Source organism: Bacteroides sp. f07, assembly GCF_042854785.1.
Classification (GTDB): Bacteria; Bacteroidota; Bacteroidia; order Bacteroidales; family Bacteroidaceae; genus Bacteroides.
Window position 1 is genome coordinate 887,363 of record NZ_BAABXI010000002.1, and the last position, 22,199, is coordinate 909,561.

At 44.8% G+C, this 22,199-nt stretch carries 15 protein-coding genes, 2 tRNA genes and 3 rRNA genes; 18 read left to right on the plus strand and 2 right to left on the minus strand.

The window, feature by feature from the left end; translation table 11 throughout:
- Positions 1-468: 468 nt before the first annotated feature.
- From ACGHVY_RS18415 to der, 10 genes are all read left to right on the plus strand, one after another.
- Positions 469-1,998, plus strand: a 16S ribosomal RNA gene (locus tag ACGHVY_RS18415).
- A 163-nt stretch (positions 1,999-2,161) separates the two neighbouring features.
- A tRNA-Ile gene (locus ACGHVY_RS18420) sits at positions 2,162-2,238 on the plus strand.
- A 54-nt stretch (positions 2,239-2,292) separates the two neighbouring features.
- A tRNA-Ala gene (locus ACGHVY_RS18425) sits at positions 2,293-2,366 on the plus strand.
- A 147-nt stretch (positions 2,367-2,513) separates the two neighbouring features.
- Positions 2,514-5,393 (plus strand): 23S ribosomal RNA (locus tag ACGHVY_RS18430).
- Positions 5,394-5,465: 72 nt separating this feature from the next.
- A 5S ribosomal RNA gene (gene rrf, locus ACGHVY_RS18435) occupies positions 5,466-5,576 on the plus strand.
- Together the 16S, 23S and 5S rRNA genes with 2 tRNA genes alongside form the textbook arrangement of a ribosomal RNA operon.
- A 205-nt stretch (positions 5,577-5,781) precedes the next feature.
- Positions 5,782-6,360 carry a YceD family protein gene (locus ACGHVY_RS18440; RefSeq protein ID WP_390600547.1) on the plus strand — a complete coding sequence of 193 codons (579 nt, stop codon included), beginning with the start codon at positions 5,782-5,784 and terminating at the stop codon, positions 6,358-6,360.
- A 12-nt stretch (positions 6,361-6,372) separates the two neighbouring features.
- Positions 6,373-6,558 carry a 50S ribosomal protein L32 gene (gene rpmF, locus ACGHVY_RS18445; RefSeq protein WP_002562387.1) on the plus strand — a complete coding sequence of 62 codons (186 nt, stop codon included), beginning with the start codon at positions 6,373-6,375 and terminating at the stop codon, positions 6,556-6,558.
- Between the two features lie 86 nt (positions 6,559-6,644).
- Positions 6,645-7,649, plus strand: coding sequence for a beta-ketoacyl-ACP synthase III (locus ACGHVY_RS18450; protein WP_308747098.1), 1,005 nt, complete (start codon positions 6,645-6,647; stop codon positions 7,647-7,649).
- A gap of 88 nt (positions 7,650-7,737) precedes the next feature.
- Positions 7,738-8,619, plus strand: coding sequence for a GTPase Era (gene era, locus ACGHVY_RS18455; RefSeq protein ID WP_308747097.1), 882 nt, complete (start codon positions 7,738-7,740; stop codon positions 8,617-8,619).
- A gap of 49 nt (positions 8,620-8,668) precedes the next feature.
- On the plus strand, positions 8,669-9,982 hold the full coding sequence (gene der, locus ACGHVY_RS18460; RefSeq protein ID WP_308747096.1) for a ribosome biogenesis GTPase Der: 1,314 nt from the start codon (positions 8,669-8,671) through the stop codon (positions 9,980-9,982).
- A 75-nt stretch (positions 9,983-10,057) separates the two neighbouring features.
- Here der and lptB read toward each other — a convergent pair whose 3' ends face one another.
- Positions 10,058-10,819, minus strand: a complete 762-nt coding sequence (lptB, locus tag ACGHVY_RS18465) for an LPS export ABC transporter ATP-binding protein (protein ID WP_044654979.1) — start codon at positions 10,817-10,819, stop codon at positions 10,058-10,060.
- Positions 10,820-10,894: 75 nt separating this feature from the next.
- On the opposite strand from lptB, the gene ACGHVY_RS18470 reads away from it, so the two are divergent.
- Complete coding sequence (locus ACGHVY_RS18470) at positions 10,895-11,638, plus strand: ABC transporter permease (RefSeq protein ID WP_308747095.1); 744 nt, start codon at positions 10,895-10,897, stop codon at positions 11,636-11,638.
- Positions 11,635-12,405, plus strand: a complete 771-nt coding sequence (locus tag ACGHVY_RS18475; protein ID WP_308747094.1) for an ABC transporter ATP-binding protein — start codon at positions 11,635-11,637, stop codon at positions 12,403-12,405. The genes ACGHVY_RS18470 and ACGHVY_RS18475 overlap by 4 nt, the downstream gene beginning before the upstream one ends.
- 110 nt (positions 12,406-12,515) lie before the next feature.
- Here the strand turns inward: ACGHVY_RS18475 and ACGHVY_RS18480 are convergent, their stop codons facing one another.
- Positions 12,516-12,761, minus strand: a complete 246-nt coding sequence (locus tag ACGHVY_RS18480) for an RNA-binding protein (protein ID WP_004297160.1) — start codon at positions 12,759-12,761, stop codon at positions 12,516-12,518.
- Between the two features lie 397 nt (positions 12,762-13,158).
- Here ACGHVY_RS18480 and tig point away from each other — a divergent pair, with 397 nt between their 5' ends.
- The 6 genes from tig to ACGHVY_RS18510 all read left to right on the plus strand — a co-directional run bounded on the left by tig (position 13,159) and on the right by ACGHVY_RS18510 (position 22,171).
- Positions 13,159-14,514 (plus strand): trigger factor, encoded by a 1,356-nt coding sequence (tig, locus tag ACGHVY_RS18485; protein WP_308747093.1) that lies wholly within the window; start codon positions 13,159-13,161, stop codon positions 14,512-14,514.
- 142 nt (positions 14,515-14,656) lie between these two features.
- The gene (gene clpP / locus ACGHVY_RS18490; RefSeq protein WP_004297164.1) at positions 14,657-15,319 is read left to right on the plus strand and encodes an ATP-dependent Clp endopeptidase proteolytic subunit ClpP; all 663 of its coding nucleotides are present in this window, start codon (positions 14,657-14,659) and stop codon (positions 15,317-15,319) included.
- A gap of 2 nt (positions 15,320-15,321) precedes the next feature.
- Positions 15,322-16,566 (plus strand): ATP-dependent Clp protease ATP-binding subunit ClpX, encoded by a 1,245-nt coding sequence (clpX, locus tag ACGHVY_RS18495; RefSeq protein ID WP_390600551.1) that lies wholly within the window; start codon positions 15,322-15,324, stop codon positions 16,564-16,566.
- Between the two features lie 168 nt (positions 16,567-16,734).
- Positions 16,735-18,915, plus strand: coding sequence for a DNA helicase RecQ (gene recQ / locus ACGHVY_RS18500; protein WP_308747091.1), 2,181 nt, complete (start codon positions 16,735-16,737; stop codon positions 18,913-18,915).
- 88 nt (positions 18,916-19,003) lie between these two features.
- A complete protein-coding gene (gene guaB, locus ACGHVY_RS18505; RefSeq protein WP_390600553.1) occupies positions 19,004-20,482 on the plus strand; it encodes an IMP dehydrogenase in 1,479 nt (492 codons plus the stop codon).
- 144 nt (positions 20,483-20,626) lie between these two features.
- Positions 20,627-22,171, plus strand: a complete 1,545-nt coding sequence (locus tag ACGHVY_RS18510) for a peptidylprolyl isomerase (protein WP_390600976.1) — start codon at positions 20,627-20,629, stop codon at positions 22,169-22,171.
- Positions 22,172-22,199: the final 28 nt, after the last annotated feature.

The window sequence follows — 22,199 nt, forward strand, 5'->3', positions numbered from 1 at the left end:
GAGAAGAAAGCCTTGATATAATGACTTAGTGATAAAGCGAGCTCCGACTTAAAAATAAGAACAAAAAAACTTCCAGAAAAGTTTGGATAATAGAAATAAAAGTTCTTATCTTTGCAGTCCGAATTGCAAGGCAAACGGTTTTAGTCCTTCTTTTTTAATTATTCTTTCCCTTTCGCAAGAGAGCCTGAGAAATGAGTTTAAAAAGAAAAAACAAAAAACTTCCGAAAAAGTTTGGTAGTTAAAATAAAACCTCTTACCTTTGCACCCGCTTTTGAAACGAAAGCGACAAGTTCTTTGAAATATTGATAAACAATACAAGTAGTACAAGTTAAAAAAATAGAACCGTCAATGCTTGTTTTCAACTATAGAAATATAAGTGAGACACAGGTATTTGAAATAGAGTCAATAAATTGTACGGCATCCTGAACAGAGCAAAAAACAGCAGTAATGCTGATTAACAATACTTTTACAATGAAGAGTTTGATCCTGGCTCAGGATGAACGCTAGCTACAGGCTTAACACATGCAAGTCGAGGGGCAGCATTTCAGTTTGCTTGCAAACTGGAGATGGCGACCGGCGCACGGGTGAGTAACACGTATCCAACCTGCCGATAACTCGGGGATAGCCTTTCGAAAGAAAGATTAATATCCGATGGTATATTTCTCCCGCATGAGAGAGATATTAAAGAATTTCGGTTATCGATGGGGATGCGTTCCATTAGTTTGTTGGCGGGGTAACGGCCCACCAAGACTACGATGGATAGGGGTTCTGAGAGGAAGGTCCCCCACATTGGAACTGAGACACGGTCCAAACTCCTACGGGAGGCAGCAGTGAGGAATATTGGTCAATGGACGAGAGTCTGAACCAGCCAAGTAGCGTGAAGGATGACTGCCCTATGGGTTGTAAACTTCTTTTATATGGGAATAAAATGTTCCACGTGTGGGATTTTGTATGTACCATATGAATAAGGATCGGCTAACTCCGTGCCAGCAGCCGCGGTAATACGGAGGATCCGAGCGTTATCCGGATTTATTGGGTTTAAAGGGAGCGTAGGTGGATTGTTAAGTCAGTTGTGAAAGTTTGCGGCTCAACCGTAAAATTGCAGTTGAAACTGGCAGTCTTGAGTACAGTAGAGGTGGGCGGAATTCGTGGTGTAGCGGTGAAATGCTTAGATATCACGAAGAACTCCGATTGCGAAGGCAGCTCACTAGACTGGTCACTGACACTGAGGCTCGAAAGTGTGGGTATCAAACAGGATTAGATACCCTGGTAGTCCACACAGTAAACGATGAATACTCGCTGTTTGCGATATACAGCAAGCGGCCAAGCGAAAGCATTAAGTATTCCACCTGGGGAGTACGCCGGCAACGGTGAAACTCAAAGGAATTGACGGGGGCCCGCACAAGCGGAGGAACATGTGGTTTAATTCGATGATACGCGAGGAACCTTACCCGGGCTTAAATTGCATTTGAATATAGTGGAAACATTATAGCCGCAAGGCAAATGTGAAGGTGCTGCATGGTTGTCGTCAGCTCGTGCCGTGAGGTGTCGGCTTAAGTGCCATAACGAGCGCAACCCTTATCTTCAGTTACTAACAGGTCATGCTGAGGACTCTGGAGAGACTGCCGTCGTAAGATGTGAGGAAGGTGGGGATGACGTCAAATCAGCACGGCCCTTACGTCCGGGGCTACACACGTGTTACAATGGGGGGTACAGAAGGCCGCTACCTGGTGACAGGATGCCAATCCCAAAAACCTCTCTCAGTTCGGATCGAAGTCTGCAACCCGACTTCGTGAAGCTGGATTCGCTAGTAATCGCGCATCAGCCATGGCGCGGTGAATACGTTCCCGGGCCTTGTACACACCGCCCGTCAAGCCATGAAAGCCGGGGGTACCTGAAGTACGTAACCGCAAGGAGCGTCCTAGGGTAAAACTGGTAATTGGGGCTAAGTCGTAACAAGGTAGCCGTACCGGAAGGTGCGGCTGGAACACCTCCTTTCTGGAGCGATGTCGTAACAAATGACTTTATTGAGGTTCTGTTTTTTGTACTACTGGTACTTGTTTATTTATAGAATATAGATCAACCATCTATAGAATTATAGATAGAGATAAACAAGAGAAAAAAGAAGCCGAGTCTAACATCAGGTAGACAAGGTTGAACTAGTCCTATAGCTCAGTTGGTTAGAGCGCTACACTGATAATGTAGAGGTCGGCAGTTCAACTCTGCCTGGGACTACCAAGCTCAAGAAGGAGGAAAAGCGAAAGCCAAAAACCAGATTCTTGATAACCTCTTGGGGGATTAGCTCAGCTGGCTAGAGCATCTGCCTTGCACGCAGAGGGTCAACGGTTCGAATCCGTTATTCTCCACTCTCTCTGAAAAGAGAAAACGATCTTTGACATGATGATAACAAAAAGTAAAATTTTAGTAAAGAGCTAAAAGTATATATCGAACCGTACGTTCTTTCCTCATCAACATTGCCCAGGCAGTGCCAAGTTGGAAAGAAGTCAGTTTGAAAGAAAGTAAGCAAGGGCGCATGGCGGATGCCTTGGCTCTCGGAGGCGATGAAGGACGTGATAAGCTGCGATAAGCTTCGGGTAGGTGCAAATAACCTTTGATCCGGAGATTTCCGAATGGGATAACCCGTCATTCTGAAGGAATGACATCTTGCATAGCAAGAGGCTAACACAGGGAACTGAAACATCTTAGTACCTGTAGGAAAAGAAAATAATAATGATTCCCCTAGTAGTGGCGAGCGAACGGGGATTAGCCCAAACCATGTATGTTACGGCATATATGGGGTTGTAGGACCACGTTGTCGCAAGACATTTAGTGAGAAGAATTCTTTGGAAAATGAAACCATAGACGGTGATAGTCCGGTATTCGAAGCTAAACGAAGCGTAGTGGTATCCTGAGTAGCGCGGGACACGAGGAATCTTGCGTGAATCCGCCGGGACCATCCGGTAAGGCTAAATACTCCCGAGAGACCGATAGCGAACCAGTACTGTGAAGGAAAGGTGAAAAGAACTTCGAACAGAAGAGTGAAATAGTCCCTGAAACCATGCGCCTACAAGCGGTCGGAGCTTCGTAAGAAGTGACGGCGTGCCTTTTGCATAATGAACCTACGAGTTACTTTTTCCGGCAAGGTTAAGCATTTTAAAATGTGTAGCCGAAGCGAAAGCGAGTCTGAACAGGGCGATTAGTCGGAAGGAGTAGACGCGAAACCAAGTGATCTACCCTTGGTCAGGTTGAAGGTTAGGTAACACTAACTGGAGGACCGAACCGATAAGCGTTGAAAAGCTTCCGGATGAACTGAGGGTGGGGGTGAAAGGCTAATCAAACTTGGAGATAGCTCGTACTCCCCGAAATGCATTTAGGTGCAGCCTTGGGAATTACTACTGTGAGGTAGAGCGACTGATAAGATGCGAGGGCTTCACCGCCTATCAAGTCTTGATAAACTCCGAATGCGCAGTAGTTCGATCCCAGGAGTGAGGGCATGGGTGCTAAGGTCCATGTCCTAAAGGAGAAGAATCCAGACCATCAGCTAAGGTCCCGAAATAATTGCTAAGTTGAACTAACGAAGTCAGATTGCTAAGACAGCTAGGATGTTGGCTTGGAAGCAGCCATTCATTTAAAGAGTGCGTAACAGCTCACTAGTCGAGGAGTTTGGCGTGGATAATAATCGGGCATCAAGCAATTTACCGAAGCTATGGGATCAGTAATGATCGGTAGGGGAGCATTCCACTCTGCGTCGAAGGTGAAGCGTGAGCTTTGCTGGAGCGTGTGGAAAAGCAAATGTAGGTATAAGTAACGATAAAGGGGGTGAGAAACCCCCTCGCCGAAAGACTAAGGTTTCCTGATCAACGCTAATCGGATCAGGGTTAGTCGGGTCCTAAGGCTCAGCCGAACGGTGATGCCGATGGCAGAACAGGTTAATATTCCTGTACTACCTTAAGGAGTGACGTGGAGACGGAGCAGTGACAGCGCCGCGGACTGACGGAATAGTCCGTTGAAGGGTGTAGATGTTGATTGTGGCAGGCAAATCCACCGCAAGAGTCGAACCTGATAGTATGGAACGTTCTTCGGAACAATCCAATAGTGCGTGTAAACATACTTCCAAGAAAATCCGCTAAACTTAATCTTTAAGGTACCCGTACCGCAAACGGACACACGTAGTCGGGTTGAATATACTAAGGCGCTTGAGTGATTCACGGTTAAGGAACTAGGCAAATTGACCCTGTAACTTCGGGATAAAGGGTCCCAACGAGAGTTGGGCGCAGAGAATAGGTCCAGGCAACTGTTTAACAAAAACACAGGGCTGTGCAAAATTGAAAGATTACGTATACAGCCTGACACCTGCCCGGTGCTGGAAGGTTAAGAGGAGATGTCATCGCAAGAGAAGCATTGAATTGAAGCCCCAGTAAACGGCGGCCGTAACTATAACGGTCCTAAGGTAGCGAAATTCCTTGTCGGGTAAGTTCCGACCTGCACGAATGGTGTAATGATCTGGACACTGTCTCAACCGTGAGCTCAGTGAAATTGTAGTATCGGTGAAGATGCCGATTACCCGCGATGGGACGAAAAGACCCCGTGAACCTTTACTATAGCTTAACATTGAATTTGGGTAATTGATGTGTAGGATAGGCCGGAGACTTTGAAGCGCAGACGCCAGTTTGTGTGGAGTCGCTGTTGAAATACGGCCCTTTGATTATTTGAGTTCTAACTCCTAAAAAGGAGGACACTGTTTGGTGGGTAGTTTGACTGGGGTGGTCGCCTCCAAAAGTGTAACGGAGGCTTCTAAAGGTGCCCTCAGGACGATTGGTAACCGTCCGTAGAGTGTAATGGCATAAGGGCGCTTGACTGGGAGACATACAAGTCGATCAGGTAGGAAACTAGAGCATAGTGATCCGGTGTTTCCGCATGGAAGGGACATCGCTCAAAGGATAAAAGGTACTCCGGGGATAACAGGCTGATCCCTCCCAAGAGCTCATATCGACGGAGGGGTTTGGCACCTCGATGTCGGCTCGTCACATCCTGGGGCTGGAGAAGGTCCCAAGGGTTGGGCTGTTCGCCCATTAAAGTGGCACGCGAGCTGGGTTCAGAACGTCGTGAGACAGTTCGGTCTCTATCTATCGTGGGCGTATGAAATTTGCGTGGCTCTGACACTAGTACGAGAGGACCGTGTTGGACTGACCGCTGGTTTACCAGTTGTGCCGCCAGGTGCATCGCTGGGTATCTAAGTCGGGATTGGATAAGTGCTGAAAGCATCTAAGTACGAAGCCAGCCACAAGATTAGATTTCTTAGGGTCGTCAAAGACGATGACGTTGATAGGATGCAGGTGTAAAGGTGGTAACATCATAGCCGAGCATTACTAATTGCCCGTTCACTTTCTTTCGGACCTGTACGGGTCGCGATATATACGTTTAGCTATTGCTAATTTTACTTTTTCATCATGTCATAACCTTATTCAGGTGGTTATAGCACGAGGGTTCCACCTCTTCCCATTCCGAACAGAGAAGTTAAGCCTCGTCACGCCGATGGTACTGCGTAACAGTGGGAGAGTAGGTAGCCGCCGTTTTTGAAGAAGCCTCGCTTGTCTATTTGACGGGCGAGGTTTTCTGTTTTTACAGCTTCGGCATTTATACGGCTGTTTTATCAGTCGTAAACCTTATAATACCTATTAAAAAAGTGAATATTTACTGATAATTTGTATGTTATGAGGATATTTATTTGTATCTTTGTCGCCCGAATTGTAAGCTAACGATTTAAAAAAGAGAGAAGCTTTGGGAAAATTTGATAAATACAAAATTGACTTGAAAGGTATGCAAGCAGACTCTACTAAGTATGAGTTTGTATTGGATAACCTTTACTTCGCTCACATTGACGGACCTGAAGTTCAGAAAGGAAAGGTTAATGTTACATTGACCGTAAAAAGAACCTCTCGCGCTTTCGAGCTGAGTTTTCAGACAGACGGTATGGTATGGGTTCCATGCGACCGCTGCTTGGATGATATGGAACTGTCTATCAGTTCTTCGGATAAACTGATGGTAAAGTTTGGACATGAATATGCGGAAGAAGGTGACAACCTTATCGTGATTCCTGAGGAAGAAGGGGAAATCAACGTTGCATGGTTCATGTATGAGTTTATTGCGCTTTCTGTTCCGATGAAGCATGTACATGCTCCCGGTAAGTGCAATAAAGCGATGACCGGTAAATTGAACAAGCATTTGAAAACAAATGCGAATGATGATAGCGATGATAATTTCGACACTGGTGGAGAGGACATCGTAATTGAGGAAGAAGTAGAGGAACAAATTGATCCTCGCTGGAATGAATTAAAAAAAATATTAGATAATAATTAAAGTTTTAAGAAAATGGCACATCCTAAGAGAAGACAATCAAAAACAAGAACTGCGAAGAGAAGAACTCATGATAAGGCAGTAGCTCCTACTTTGGCTATTTGTCCGAATTGCGGCGAATGGCATGTTTACCACACTGTATGTGGCGCTTGCGGTTACTACAGAGGTAAGCTCGCTATTGAGAAAGAAGCAGCTGTATAATTAGTACAGTCATACTGAAACAGCCTGAGGGTAAATCTCTCCGGCTGCTTTAAGTATTATAGTATTGCTAATTTAAAATAGGTTTGATGGAAAAAATAAATGCAGTAATCACAGGAGTCGGCGGATATGTTCCCGATTATATCTTGACGAATGACGAGATATCAAAGATGGTGGATACCAACGATGAATGGATTATGACTCGTATTGGAGTAAAGGAAAGACATATTCTGAATGAGGAAGGATTAGGTAGCTCGTATATGGCGCGTAAAGCTGCCAAGCAGTTGATGAAAAAAACTGGTGCCAATCCTGACGACATTGATTTGGTTATTGTGGCTACTAGTACTCCTGACTATCACTTCCCTTCTACAGCTTCTATTCTTTGCGATAAACTCGGACTGAAGAATGCCTTTGCTTTTGATTTGCAGGCTGCTTGTAGCGGTTTCCTGTATTTGATGGAGACGGCTGCGAATTTTATCCGTTCGGGAAGATATAAGAAAATTATCATTGTCGGCGCTGATAAGATGTCGTCAATGGTTAATTATACAGATCGTGCTACCTGCCCTATCTTTGGTGATGGTGCTGCTGCCTTCATGGTAGAACCCACCACGGAAGATTATGGTATTATGGATTCGATACTGAGAACGGACGGTAAAGGTTTGCCTTTCCTTCACATGAAAGCGGGTGGATCGGTTTGTCCGCCGTCTTATTTCACAGTAGACAATAAGATGCATTATCTGCATCAGGAAGGAAGAACAGTATTCAAATATGCTGTTTCCAGTATGTCGGATGTTTCTGCGGCAATCGCAGAAAAGAATGGATTGACGAAAGAGACTATCGACTGGATTGTGCCGCATCAGGCAAATGTTCGTATTATCGAAGCAGTGGCTCATCGCATGGAAGTGCCGATGGACAAAGTGCTGGTGAATATTGAACACTACGGCAACACAAGTGCCGGTACGCTTCCTTTGTGTATCTGGGATTATGAAGATAAACTCAAGAAAGGCGATAACATCATTTTCACAGCATTCGGTGCCGGATTTACCTGGGGCGCGGTTTACGTGAAGTGGGGTTATGACGGAAAGAAGGAATAGTAACTTAGTTACTGAACTATAACACTCAAAAACGCATCCTATTTCGATTCGATGCGTTTTTTTGTCTCAACCAATAAAATGAAGTGAAATGCATAAAGCTGGTTTTGTAAACATCGTAGGAAATCCGAATGTCGGAAAATCGACATTAATGAATGCTTTGGTAGGTGAGCGTATCTCGATTGCCACCTTCAAGGCGCAGACTACTCGTCACCGCATTATGGGAATCTATAATACGGATGAAATGCAGATTGTTTTTTCTGATACTCCGGGAGTATTGAAACCCAATTACAAGCTACAGGAGTCTATGCTGAACTTTTCTACTTCGGCACTGACGGATGCGGATGTTTTGCTTTATGTGACTGATGTGGTAGAGACACCGGATAAGAATAATGAGTTTATGGCAAAGGTGCGTGAGATGACCGTGCCTGTACTTCTGCTCATTAATAAAATTGACCTTACCGACCAGGAGAAGCTGGTCAAGTTGGTGGAAGAATGGAAAGAACTGCTTCCGCAGGCTGAGATTATTCCGATTTCCGCAGCATCCAAGTTTAACGTGGACTATGTGATGAAGCGGATCAAGGAGTTGCTGCCCGAATCTCCCCCTTATTTCGGGAAAGACCAGTGGACGGACAAGCCTGCTCGTTTCTTTGTGAATGAGATTATTCGGGAAAAGATTCTGCTGTACTATGACAAGGAGATTCCCTATTCGGTAGAAGTGGTTGTGGAAGAGTTTAAGGAAGGGCCGAAGAAGATTCAGATTCGTGCAATAATCTACGTGGAACGTGATTCGCAGAAAGGAATCATTATCGGTAAGCAGGGAAAGGCGCTGAAGAAGGTTGCTACCGAAGCCCGCCGTGAACTGGAACGTTTCTTCGGGAAGACCATTTACTTGGAAACGTATGTGAAAGTTGATAAGGATTGGCGCAGTTCGGATAAGGAATTGCGTAATTTCGGTTATCAGTTAGATTAAGAGTATTCATGCGACTGGGATAGTCGTGAAAAAAACAAGGTATTGAACTATGAGTAATTTAGTTGCAATTGTAGGACGCCCTAATGTGGGCAAGTCTACCTTATTTAACCGTCTGACGAAATCTCGTCGGGCTATTGTGAATGAAGAGGCGGGCACAACCCGCGACAGACAATATGGCAAGTCCGAGTGGCTGGGCCGTGAATTTTCCGTGGTGGATACCGGTGGATGGGTGGTGAACTCTGACGATATATTCGAAGAGGAGATCCGTAAGCAGGTGTTGCTGGCTGTAGATGAAGCGGACGTGATTCTGTTCGTGGTGGATGTGATGAACGGAGTGACTGACTTGGATATGCAGGTGGCGGCTATCTTGCGTCGTGCCAAAAGTCCGGTGATTATGGTTGCCAACAAGACGGATAACCATGAGTTGCAGTATAATGCCCCTGAATTTTATAAACTGGGATTGGGTGACCCTTATTGTATTTCTGCTATCACGGGAAGTGGTACGGGGGATTTGATGGACTTGATTGTCAGCAAATTCAAGAAAGAAGCTTCCGAGATTCTGGATGACGAGATTCCTCGTTTTGCCGTAGTGGGACGTCCGAATGCCGGAAAGTCCTCTATCGTGAATGCTTTTATCGGTGAAGACCGTAACATCGTGACTGAGATTGCCGGAACAACCCGCGATTCTATCTATACCCGTTACAATAAATTCGGGTTTGACTTCTATCTGGTGGATACAGCCGGTATCCGTAAGAAGAACAAGGTAAATGAAGACTTGGAATACTATTCTGTGATTCGTTCGATTCGTGCCATCGAAGGTTCGGATGTTTGTATTCTGATGCTGGACGCTACGAGAGGGGTTGAGAGTCAGGACTTGAATATCTTCTCTCTGATTCAGAAGAATCAGAAAGGCTTGGTAGTCGTTATCAATAAATGGGATTTGGTGGAAGATAAATCCGTGAAAGTGCAGAAGACTTTCGAAGATGCTGTCCGCTCCCGTTTTGCTCCGTTTGTCGATTTCCCGATTATCTTTGCTTCTGCATTGACGAAGCAACGTATTCTGAAAGTGCTTGAAGAGGCGCGCAACGTATATGAGAACCGGACAACAAAGATACCTACCGCCCGTCTGAATGAAGAGATGCTTCCGTTGATCGAGGCGTATCCGCCCCCTTCAAACAAAGGCAAATATATCAAGATTAAATATATCACACAGTTGCCGAATACACAGGTGCCTTCATTTGTTTATTTCGCCAACCTGCCGCAATATGTGAAGGAGCCCTACAAACGTTTCCTCGAAAACAAGATGCGTGAGAAGTGGAACTTGACTGGTACGCCGGTTAATATTTACATCCGACAGAAATAAGATATATCTCCAATAAAAAAACTCCCGGAAACATGACGCTTCCGGGAGTTTTTTTATTGGAGATTTTTATTTCTTTTATTTCTCTAACTGGAAATCTTTACGACGCAACACAAAGCTGTTGCTCAGGTACTTTTCGCGTACAATCTGATTCTCGGACAACTCTTCAGGTGTGCCCTGGAAAAGAATCTTTCCTTCGAAAAGCAGGTAGGCACGGTCGGTGATACTAAGCGTTTCCTGTACGTTGTGGTCGGTAATCAGGATACCGATATTCTTGTCTTTCAGTTTCCACACGATTTGCTGGATATCTTCTACGGCAATCGGGTCGACACCGGCAAAAGGCTCGTCGAGCATGATGAATTTCGGGTCGATGGCAAGGCAGCGTGCAATCTCCGTACGGCGGCGTTCACCACCGGACAACTGGTTACCGTTGTTCTTGCGTACCTTTTGCAGGCGGAATTCCGCTATCAGGCTTTCGAGTTTTTCCTTCTGATATTCTTTGGGCTTGTTAGTCATTTCGAGCACGGCGGCAATATTGTCTTCCACACTCATCTGGCGGAATACAGAGGCTTCCTGTGCAAGGTAGCCGATTCCCGTTTGCGCCCGTTTGTAAACCGGATATTTGGTAATCTCCAGGTCATCGAGGAAGATACGTCCTTCATTCGGGGTAATCAATCCTACGGTCATATAGAATGAAGTCGTCTTGCCGGCACCGTTCGGACCCAGCAAACCCACAATCTCACCTTGCTTCACATTGATGGAAACATGGCTTACAACGGTTCGTTTACCGTACTTTTTCACCAGGTCTTCCGTGCGGAGCACCATCTTGCTTTCTTCCATATTCTAGTTATTTTGCGGCAAATGTAGTAAAAATAAGCCGAAATAATGTACATTTGCAGACAAATAGTGTGAGTTATGATAAAAGCATTGAGAACCGTCGGGAGATATTTCATGCTGATGGGACGGACTTTCTCCCGTCCCGAGCGTATGCGTATGTTTTTCCGGCAATACCTTAACGAGTTGGAGCAGCTAGGCGTGAACTCCATTGGAATCGTGCTGTTGATTTCGTTTTTCATCGGCGCGGTTATTACCATTCAGATTAAGTTGAATATCGAAAGTCCGTGGATGCCCCGATGGACAGTGGGATACGTGACCCGCGAAATTATGTTGCTGGAGTTTTCTTCTTCCATTATGTGTCTGATTCTTGCGGGTAAGGTGGGATCGAACATTGCTTCGGAATTGGGAACAATGCGGGTGACGCAGCAGATTGACGCGCTCGAAATTATGGGAGTCAATTCCGCCAATTACCTGATACTGCCTAAGATTTCGGCTATGGTGACCGTCATTCCCATATTGGTGACATTCAGTATCTTTGCCGGTATTATCGGGGCCTTTTGTACCTGCTGGTTTGCCGGAGTGATGAACGCTGTCGACCTCGAATATGGTTTGCAGTATATGTTTAATGAGTGGTTCATCTGGGCGGGTATCATCAAGTCTCTTTTCTTCGCCTTTATCATTGCAAGTGTGTCCGCTTTCTTCGGATACACGGTGGAAGGCGGTTCGATTGCCGTGGGAAAGGCTTCTACGGATTCCGTAGTGTCTAGCAGTGTCTTGATTCTGTTTGCGGATTTGATATTAACTAAACTTTTGATGGAATGATTGAGGTTAAAGGACTATATAAATCGTTCGATGATAAGACGGTGTTGAACGATATCAATGCGGACTTTGAGAATGGAAAGACAAACCTGATTATCGGTCAGAGCGGTTCCGGTAAGACGGTATTGATGAAATGTATCGTGGGGCTGCTTACTCCCGAGAAGGGGGAAGTACTGTATGACGGCCGGAATCTCGTGATGATGGGGAAGAAAGAGAAGAAGATGCTTCGCAAGGAGATGGGAATGATTTTCCAGAGTGCCGCTCTGTTCGACTCTTTGTCGGTACTGGATAATGTGATGTTTCCCTTGAATATGTTCAGCAATGACACCTTGCGCGAGCGTACCAAGCGGGCGATGTTCTGTCTGGACCGTGTCAACCTGACTGAAGCGAAGGATAAGTTTCCCGGAGAAATCAGTGGCGGTATGCAGAAGCGTGTCGCTATCGCACGTGCCATTGCCCTGAACCCGCAATACTTGTTCTGCGACGAGCCGAACTCGGGACTGGACCCGAAAACTTCGTTGGTGATTGACGACCTGATTCACGATATTACCCAGGAATATAATATGACTACGATTATCAATACGCATGATATGAACTCTGTGTTGGGAATCGGTGAAAAGGTGATTTATATTTATGAGGGGCATAAAGAGTGGGAAGGGACGAAAGACGATATATTCACCTCTACCAACGAACGCCTGAATAACTTTATCTTTGCTTCGGACTTGCTTCGCAAGGTGAAAGACCTTGAGATGCAGAACATGGAAGGCTGAGCCGGGGGGGAGACTGGAATAAGGCGATAAAAAAGAAATAAGACCATAAAAAAACTTCTGTCAACGGGTGACAGAAGTTTCTTTTTTTCTTAGCTATGTAGCGTCGGCAATTAAGCTCTAGGTCTAGCTTCTTTAACTACCATAGTGCGTCCCATGTACTCAGCTCCGTTCAATTCTGCGATAGCTTTTGCTGCTGCAGCATCGTCTTCCATTTCGATGAAAGCGAATCCTTTTGATTTACCGGTTTCACGGTCCATAACAACTTTAACTGATGATACTGCTCCGTAATCTTCCATCACTTGTTGCAGATCTCCTTCCTTAACACGGTAGTTAAGGTTTCCAACATAAATGTTCATAATGAAAATGATAAAAAATAAATAAATGAATAAAACTCTCTGGATAGATGGTTACTAATAAAAGGATTAAAACGACAGAGAGTTTACAAAAGCGTTTTTGGAACGGAAGTAAAAACCTTGTAATCAAATCGAGAAACTAATGGTCCATCAATCCGTGACAAAGAAAAGAATAATTTTTGGATTGACCATCTTTTTGTAGATTTAATTTGCAGGAAATGAGAAAAAAAGAGAACGATTGTTGCAATGAAGTATTGTTTATCAGCGATTTGTTATGTGTATATGCTAAATAGATTCGAAATAAATCTGCAATGTCTTTTGAAATTTAAAAGATTAGCACTAATTTTGCACCCTCATTTGAGTATAGAACAAAGTATAAATCAAATAAATAATTGTCAGAATGAACGTTTCATTACAAAACATTGACAAAGTAAGCGCTGAGCTTACTGTGAAGCTTGAGAAAGCCGACTATCAGGAGAAAGTAGACAAAGAGTTGAAATCACTCCGTCAGAAGGCACAAATCCCGGGATTCCGCAAAGGTATGGTTCCGGTGAGTCTTATTAAAAAAATGTATGGTAAGTCTGTAATTGCAGAAGTAGTGAATAAGACACTGCAAGAAGCTGTTTACAATTATATTAAGGAAAATAAGGTGAATATGTTGGGCGAACCGTTGCCTAACGAAGAAAAGCAGCAGAATATCGATTTCGATACAATGGATGAGTTCGATTTCGTGTTCGACATCGCTTTGGCACCAGAATTCAAGGCAGAAGTAAGCGCTCAGGATAAAGTAGATTATTATACGATCGAAGTATCTGAGGAAATGATCGACAACCAGGTGAAGATGTACACTCAACGTACCGGCAAGTACGACAAGGTGGATGCTTACGAAGACAACGACATGGTGAAAGGTCTGTTGGCCCAGTTGGACGAAGATGGTAACACGAAAGAAGGCGGTATTCAGGTAGAAGGTGCGGTAATGATGCCTTCTTATATGAAGAACGACGAACAGAAAGCTATTTTCGCTAATGCGAAGGTGAACGATGTATTGGTGTTCAACCCGAATGTTGCTTATGACGGAAACGCTGCGGAATTGGGCTCTTTGTTGAAAATCGACAAGGAAATCGCCAAGGACGTTCAGTCAAACTTCAGCTTCCAGGTAGAGGAAATCACTCGTTTTGTTCCGGGTGAACTGACTCAGGAAGTGTTCGACCAGGCATTTGGCGAAGGCGTTGTGAAGACTGAAGAAGAATTCCGCGCTAAGATTAAAGAAGAAATCGCAGCAAGATTCGTTGCTGACAGCGATTATAAATTCCTGATTGACGTTCGTAAGATGATAATGGAGAAAGTAGGCAAGCTGGAATTTTCTGACACACTGCTGAAACGTATCATGCTGCTGAACAACGAGGAAAAAGGCGAAGAATATGTTGCTGAAAACTATGACAAGAGCATTGAAGAACTGACTTGGCACCTGATTAAGGAACAGTTGGTAGAAGCGAATGAAATCAAGGTAGACCAGGAAGATGTTCTGAAGATGGCTAAAGACACAACGAAGGCTCAGTTTGCTCAATACGGTATGTTGTCTGTTCCTGAAGATGTGCTCGACAACTATGCACAGGAGATGTTGAAGAAGAAAGAGACTATCAACAACCTGGTAAGCCGCGTTGTAGAAGTGAAGTTGGCTGCTGCACTGAAAGCACAGGTAACTTTGGAAAACAAGAACGTTTCTATCGAAGATTTCAATAAGATGTTTGAATAATCGTTCGGTTGAATAGAATATAAAGTCACAGAAACACAGAGTTTTTATAAAATTATAACTCTGTGTTTTTTTGTGTCTCTGTATTCTTTTTCGTTTCTTTGTACTTACGTTTATTTTTAATTTTAAGAAAGGAACAATTAACATGGATGATTTTAGAAAATACGCAACCAAGCATTTAGGAATGAATGGCATGGTATTGGATGATGTGATTAAATCACAAGCCGGGTATTTGAATCCCTATATTCTGGAAGAAAGGCAGTTGAACGTAACTCAACTCGACGTTTTCTCACGCTTGATGATGGACCGCATCATTTTCCTCGGTACACAAGTGGATGACTATACGGCAAATACGCTTCAGGCGCAGTTGTTGTATTTGGATTCCGTTGATCCGGGTAAGGACATTTCTATCTATATCAACTCTCCGGGCGGAAGTGTATATGCCGGACTGGGCATTTACGACACTATGCAGTTTATCTCTAGCGATGTCGCTACCATCTGTACAGGTATGGCGGCTTCGATGGCGGCTGTATTGCTGGTGGCTGGTGCCGAAGGCAAACGTTCTGCGTTGCCCCACTCGCGCGTGATGATTCACCAGCCGATGGGCGGTGCGCAGGGGCAGGCTTCGGACATTGAAATCACTGCCCGTGAGATTCAGAAATTGAAGAAAGAACTTTATACGATTATTGCCGACCACTCGCATACCGACTTCGATAAAGTATGGGCGGATTCAGACCGCGACTACTGGATGACAGCTCAGGAAGCAAAAGAGTACGGTATGATTGATGAGGTATTGATTAAAAAATAAAAATGGCTGATTCAAGGACAAAGAAAAAGTGTAGCTTCTGCGGCCGGTCGGAGGATGAAGTCGGATTCCTTATTACGGGAATGCACGGCTACATCTGCGACAGTTGCGCCACTCAGGCTTATGAGATTACTCAGGAAGCGTTGGGTGAAAGCAAGAAAAGCGCCGGAGCTACCAAACTCAATTTAAAAGAACTACCCAAGCCGGTCGAAATCAAGAAATTCCTCGACCAGTATGTAATCGGACAGGATGATGCGAAACGTTTCCTTTCCGTGTCGGTTTATAACCATTATAAGCGCCTGTTGCAAAAGGACAGTGGCGATGATGTGGAGATTGAAAAATCTAATATCATTATGGTGGGTAGTACCGGAACCGGAAAGACGTTGCTGGCACGTACCATTGCCAAGTTGCTGCACGTGCCGTTTACGATTGTGGACGCTACGGTATTGACGGAGGCCGGTTATGTGGGCGAAGATATTGAAAGTATTCTTACCCGCCTGCTCCAGGTGGCGGATTATAATGTGCCGGAAGCGGAACAGGGTATTGTGTTTATCGATGAAATCGACAAGATTGCCCGTAAAGGTGACAACCCTTCCATCACTCGCGACGTGAGCGGTGAAGGTGTGCAACAGGGATTGCTGAAATTACTCGAAGGTTCCGTGGTGAACGTTCCCCCTCAGGGTGGGCGTAAACATCCCGACCAGAAGATGATTCCGGTGAATACCAAGAATATCCTCTTTATCTGTGGCGGTGCTTTCGACGGCATCGAGAAGAAAATCGCGCAACGGTTGAATACGCACGTCGTTGGTTATACGGCTTCGCAGAAAACTGCAGCGGTAGACAGGAATAACATGATGCAGTATATCGCTCCTCAGGATTTGAAGTCATTCGGGCTGATTCCCGAAATTATCGGGCGTCTTCCGGTGCTGACTTACCTCAATCCGCTGGATCGTGATGCACTTCGTGCTATCCTTACCGAACCGAAGAACTCTATTATCAAGCAGTATGTCAAACTGTTTGAGATGGACGACATCAAGCTGACATTTGAAGAGTCTGTCTTCGAATATATCGTTGACAAGGCTGTGGAATACAAGCTCGGTGCCCGTGGTTTGCGCTCTATTGTGGAGACAATCATGATGGATGTCATGTTTGAAATCCCTTCAGAGAGCAAAAAAGAGTATGAGGTGACGCTGGATTATGCGAAACATCAACTGGAAAAAGCGAATATGGCACGACTGCAAACCGCTTAAAATCAAGGTGTAAGGCGACTGAAAATGATTGTTTCTGTATTTTCTTGAAAATATTAGTCACATTTTGCTTGGTAATTACGAAGTTGTTTATAACTTTGTTTGGCTCTCTTGAAAAAGAGAGCTTACTTAAAGTTAAACCATGAACTGAATAAAACAACCTAAGTTAAGATGGCAGGGAAGATTAATTTAACAGATGAACTGAAAAAGTATTTCGGATTTAATAAGTTCAAGGGGAACCAAGAGACAATCATCCAGAATTTGCTCAGTGGTAAGGATACCTTTGTGCTGATGCCTACCGGCGGCGGGAAATCTTTATGCTATCAGCTACCTTCACTCTTGATGGAAGGTACGGCTATTGTTATTTCACCGCTTATTGCGTTGATGAAGAACCAGGTGGATGCCATGCGTAATTTCAGTGAAGAAGATGGTATTGCCCATTTTATCAACTCTTCATTGAATAAGGGTGCGATAGACCAAGTGAAGTCGGACATCCTTGCCGGAAAGACAAAATTGCTATATGTGGCGCCTGAGTCGTTGACAAAGGAAGAAAACGTAGAATTTTTGCGTTCAGTGAAGATTTCGTTCTATGCGGTAGATGAAGCTCACTGTATTTCCGAGTGGGGACATGATTTCCGGCCCGAATACCGGCGGATCCGCCCTATTATCAATGAAATAGGAAAAGCTCCGTTGATTGCGCTTACTGCAACGGCAACGCCGAAGGTGCAGCATGATATCCAGAAGAATCTGGGAATGGTAGACGCTCAAGTCTTCAAATCCTCGTTCAACCGCCCGAACCTATATTATGAGGTACGCGCGAAGACCGGCAATATCGACCGGGATATAATCAAGTTCATCAAGAACAATCCGGAAAAGTCAGGTATCATCTATTGCCTGAGCCGGAAAAGAGTGGAAGAACTTGCCGAAATCCTTCAGGCAAACGGAATCAATGCGCGTCCGTATCATGCGGGGATGGACTCGTTGACGAGAACCAAGAATCAGGATGACTTCCTGATGGAAAAGGTGGATGTCATAGTGGCTACTATCGCTTTCGGTATGGGGATAGACAAGCCCGATGTGCGTTTTGTGATTCATTACGATATTCCGAAGAGTCTGGAAGGATATTACCAGGAGACAGGACGTGCCGGCAGAGATGGCGGTGAAGGTCAGTGCATAACCTTTTATACAAACAAAGACTTGCAGAAACTGGAGAAGTTCATGCAAGGAAAACCTGTGGCAGAGCAGGAAATTGGCAAGCAGCTTCTGTTGGAAACCGCTGCTTATGCCGAATCTTCCGTATGCCGACGCAAGACATTGCTACATTATTTCGGTGAAGAATACACGGAAGAGAATTGTGGAAATTGTGACAACTGTTTAAACCCTAAGAAACAAGTGGAGGCTCAAGAATTATTGTGTACCGTGATTGAAGCGATTATCGCGGTGAAAGAAAATTTTAAAGCAGATTATATAATAGACATACTACAAGGTAAAGAAACTTCGGAAGTACAGGCGCATTTGCATGAAGATCTCGAAGTATTCGGTTCCGGTATGGGCGAAGAAGACAAAACGTGGAATGCAGTGATTCGCCAGGCTCTTATAGCGGGTTACTTGAGCAAGGATGTTGAACACTACGGACTGCTGAAGGTGACGGAAGAAGGACACAAGTTCCTGAAGAAGCCTAAATCATTCAAGATTACCGAGGACAATGACTTTGAAGAGGTGGAGGAAGAAGCACCGGCACGCGGCGGTGGCTCTTGTGCGGTAGACCCGGCTCTCTATTCAATGTTGAAGGACCTGCGGAAGAAGCTATCGAAGAAACTGGAAGTTCCGCCTTATGTGATTTTCCAAGATCCGTCTTTGGAAGCGATGGCTACTATCTATCCGGTGACTCTGGATGAACTGCAAAATATCCCCGGTGTAGGTGCCGGAAAGGCAAAACGCTACGGTGAAGAGTTCTGTAAGCTGATTAAGCGTCACTGCGAAGAGAATGAAATAGAGCGTCCTGAAGACTTGCGCGTACGTACCGTTGCCAATAAGTCGAAGATGAAAGTGGCTATTATTCAGGCTATTGACCGCAAGGTGGCGTTGGACGACATCGCTCTTTCCAAAGGTATAGAGTTCGGTGAATTGCTGGACGAAGTGGAAGCGATTGTGTATTCGGGAACCAAACTGAATATCGACTATTTCCTGGAAGAAATCATGGACGAAGACCATATGCTGGATATCTACGATTATTTCAAGGAATCTACGACCGATAAGATTGATGATGCGCTTGATGAATTGGGCGACGACTTCACGGAAGAAGAGGTTCGTCTGGTACGTATCAAGTTCATCTCGGAAATGGCTAATTAAAAAAAAGCGAAAAAAATAGGCGTGCAGGTATGCTGTTTTGAATAAAAACTGTATATTTGCACGCAATAATTTTTAAACGCATAGCCCTATGTCATTTATTGCTGATAAGATTGTAATGGATGGGTTAACTTACGACGACGTATTGTTGATCCCCGCTTATTCTGAAGTTTTACCGCGTACTGTCGACCTCTCGACAAAGTTTTCAAGAAACATTGAGTTAAAAATTCCTTTTGTGACGGCTGCCATGGATACGGTTACCGAAGCGAAAATGGCTATTGCCATTGCTCGTGAAGGCGGTATCGGTGTGATTCACAAAAATATGTCTATTGAAGAACAGGCGAGACAGGTTGCCATTGTGAAGCGTGCCGAAAATGGTATGATTTATGACCCTGTAACGATTAAAAGAGGGTCTACTGTTAGCGATGCTTTAGCTATTATGGCCGAATACAAAATCGGAGGTATCCCCGTAGTGGATGATGAAGGTTATCTGGTAGGTATTGTAACTAACAGAGATTTGCGTTTCGAAAGAGATATGACTAAACATATCGACCTGGTCATGACACCGAAAGAAAGATTGGTGACTACAAACCAGTCGACCGACTTGGAATCTGCTGCACAGATTCTTCAGAAACATAAGATTGAGAAACTTCCGATTGTAGGAATGGACGGAAAGCTGATCGGTCTTGTTACTTATAAGGATATTACAAAAGCAAAAGATAAGCCGATGGCTTGCAAAGATGCCAAAGGACGTCTGCGTGTAGCTGCCGGTGTGGGTGTGACTGCCGATACACTGGAACGTATGCAGGCTTTGGTGGATGCAGGTGCGGATGCTATCGTTATTGATACGGCTCACGGACATTCTGCATTTGTTATCGAGAAACTGAAAGAAGCGAAGAAGCGCTTCCCGAATATTGATATTGTAGTAGGTAATATTGCTACCGGAGCAGCAGCGAAGGCGTTGGCGGAAGCAGGTGCGGATGCAGTGAAGGTAGGTATCGGACCGGGCTCTATCTGTACGACCCGTGTAGTTGCCGGTGTAGGTGTTCCCCAGTTGTCGGCTGTATATGAGGTAGCGAAAGCACTGAAAGGTACAGGCATTCCTTTGATTGCCGATGGTGGTTTGCGCTATTCGGGCGACGTGGTGAAGGCGTTGGCTGCCGGTGGATATTGCGTAATGATCGGATCGTTGGTTGCGGGAACTGAAGAGTCTCCGGGTGATACTATCATCTTCAATGGCCGTAAATTCAAGTCCTATCGTGGTATGGGGTCTTTGGAAGCGATGGAGAACGGCTCGAAAGACCGTTACTTCCAGAGTGGGACAGCGGACGTGAAGAAGCTCGTTCCGGAAGGAATCGCTGCACGTGTTCCTTACAAAGGTACGCTTTTCGAAGTGGTTTATCAGTTGACAGGCGGTCTGCGTGCAGGTATGGGATACTGTGGCGCTGCTAATATTGAGAAACTTCATGACGCGAAGTTTACCCGTATTACCAATGCCGGTGTGATGGAAAGCCATCCGCACGACGTGACGATTACCAGTGAATCGCCTAATTATAGCCGTCCGGAATAACAAATATAAACGGTGAACTGTTAACTAACGGTGAACGGTGAACAAGCTGTGCCAATCAGCGTATGTTTGCTGTTCACCGTTTGTTGTTTATTACTCGTTGGTTGGGATACTTGTTATTGTTGTTTGGAAAAATAAGAATAGATGATGAAAAGAAGTCTGTTGTCAGGGTGTGTCTGTCTCTTCGCAATCTTGGTCTTTGCTCAGGAAGACCCTGTATTGATGCGTGTCAACGGGAGAGATATATCCCGTTCGGAGTTTGAATATTCGTATCGTCATAATGCGGTTGGCGCAGATGCCAATCTTTCTCCAAAGGAGTATGCGGTGCTTTTCGCTCAATCCATGCAAAAGGTAGAAGCGGCAAAAGCTGTCGGGCTCGATACGACTTCCGCTTTTCGTGAACAACAGAAAGCTGCCCGCACTAAGTTGACGGATGCTTATCTGATAGATAAGTCGGTGATGGATAGCTGTGTCCGTGCCCGATATCAGAAAATGGGACTGCAAGCACGTAGCGGACAAGTGCAAGTCATGCAGATTTTTAAATATCTGCCGCAAACGATTACTTCCCGGCACTTGGAAGAACAGAAGTCCCGCATGGATTCTATCTACCGGATGATACAGAATCAGCCCGGACTGGATTTCGCCCGTCTGGTAGAGAAGTATTCGGATGATAAGCAAAGCCGTTGGATAGAAAGTTTGCAGACAACTACCGAATTTGAGAATGTGGCTTTCGCTCTGTCGAAGGGTGAAATATCCCAACCGTTCTTTACTCCTGCAGGAATCCATATCCTGAAAGTGATTGACCGGAAAGAGATGCCTGCCTATGAAGAAGTTGCCGATAGACTGACAGAACGTATGCGCCGCAGGGAGATACCGGATAAAGTTATCGGAAAAGTAGTGGAACGATTGAAAAAGGACTGGCAATATGCTCCGAATCAGGCGGGTATAGAAGAACTGTTATTGAAAGGCGGAACAGAACAGACTTTGTTTACCATTGACGGGCAACGTTATACGGGGAGTCTGTTCAAACGATTTGCCGCTTCGCATCCGCAGGCTGTAAAACGTCAGCTCGATGAATTTATAGCCAAGTCATTGTTGGATTATGAAAGCAGGAATATGGATAAAAAGTATCCTGAAATCCGCTATGCTTTGCAGAAATCCGATGAAGAGTATCTCATAAAAGAGGTGACACGGCAAAAAGTAGATTTGCCTGCGATGAATGACCGTGCCGGGCTGGCAACTTATTTTAAGTTTCACTCATCGGATTATCGGTGGGATAGTCCGCGTTATAAAGGAGCCGTTCTTCATTGTGCCGACAAAAAGACTGCCAAGCAGGCGAAAAAAATATTGAAGAAACTGCCGGAAAATGAATGGGTGGATAAACTTCGGCAAACTTTTAATGTGTCGGGGGTAGAAAAGATACAGATTGAGCAGGGAGTTTTTGCCGTCGGAGACAATAAATATGTAGATAAACTGGTTTTCAAGAAAGGTGGATTTGAACCTGTTGTGTCTTATCCTTTTACCATTGTGGCCGGTGGGAAACAGAAGGGGCCGGATGATTATCGGGAAGTGATAGAACAGGTGCGGAAGGATTATCGAACCTATCTCGACACGTATTGGACGCGGGAATTGAAGGAGTCCGGTAAGGTTGAAATAAACCAAGAGGTTTTAAAAACAGTTAATAATAACTGATGTAACCGATTATTCACTATCTTCGTAC

Bases quoted from the DNA above. Each gene is read 5' to 3' on its own strand.
- rpmF (WP_002562387.1), top strand. From the start codon at position 6,373: ATGGCACATCCTAAGAGAAGACAATCAAAAACAAGAACTGCGAAGAGA.
- ACGHVY_RS18450 (WP_308747098.1), top strand. From the start codon at position 6,645: ATGGAAAAAATAAATGCAGTAATCACAGGAGTCGGCGGATATGTTCCC.
- era (WP_308747097.1), top strand. From the start codon at position 7,738: ATGCATAAAGCTGGTTTTGTAAACATCGTAGGAAATCCGAATGTCGGA.
- der (WP_308747096.1), top strand. From the start codon at position 8,669: ATGAGTAATTTAGTTGCAATTGTAGGACGCCCTAATGTGGGCAAGTCT.
- lptB (WP_044654979.1), bottom strand. From the start codon at position 10,819: ATGGAAGAAAGCAAGATGGTGCTCCGCACGGAAGACCTGGTGAAAAAG.
- ACGHVY_RS18470 (WP_308747095.1), top strand. From the start codon at position 10,895: ATGATAAAAGCATTGAGAACCGTCGGGAGATATTTCATGCTGATGGGA.
- ACGHVY_RS18475 (WP_308747094.1), top strand. From the start codon at position 11,635: ATGATTGAGGTTAAAGGACTATATAAATCGTTCGATGATAAGACGGTG.
- ACGHVY_RS18480 (WP_004297160.1), bottom strand. From the start codon at position 12,761: ATGAACATTTATGTTGGAAACCTTAACTACCGTGTTAAGGAAGGAGAT.
- tig (WP_308747093.1), top strand. From the start codon at position 13,159: ATGAACGTTTCATTACAAAACATTGACAAAGTAAGCGCTGAGCTTACT.
- clpP (WP_004297164.1), top strand. From the start codon at position 14,657: ATGGATGATTTTAGAAAATACGCAACCAAGCATTTAGGAATGAATGGC.
- clpX (WP_390600551.1), top strand. From the start codon at position 15,322: ATGGCTGATTCAAGGACAAAGAAAAAGTGTAGCTTCTGCGGCCGGTCG.
- recQ (WP_308747091.1), top strand. From the start codon at position 16,735: ATGGCAGGGAAGATTAATTTAACAGATGAACTGAAAAAGTATTTCGGA.
- guaB (WP_390600553.1), top strand. From the start codon at position 19,004: ATGTCATTTATTGCTGATAAGATTGTAATGGATGGGTTAACTTACGAC.
- ACGHVY_RS18510 (WP_390600976.1), top strand. From the start codon at position 20,627: ATGAAAAGAAGTCTGTTGTCAGGGTGTGTCTGTCTCTTCGCAATCTTG.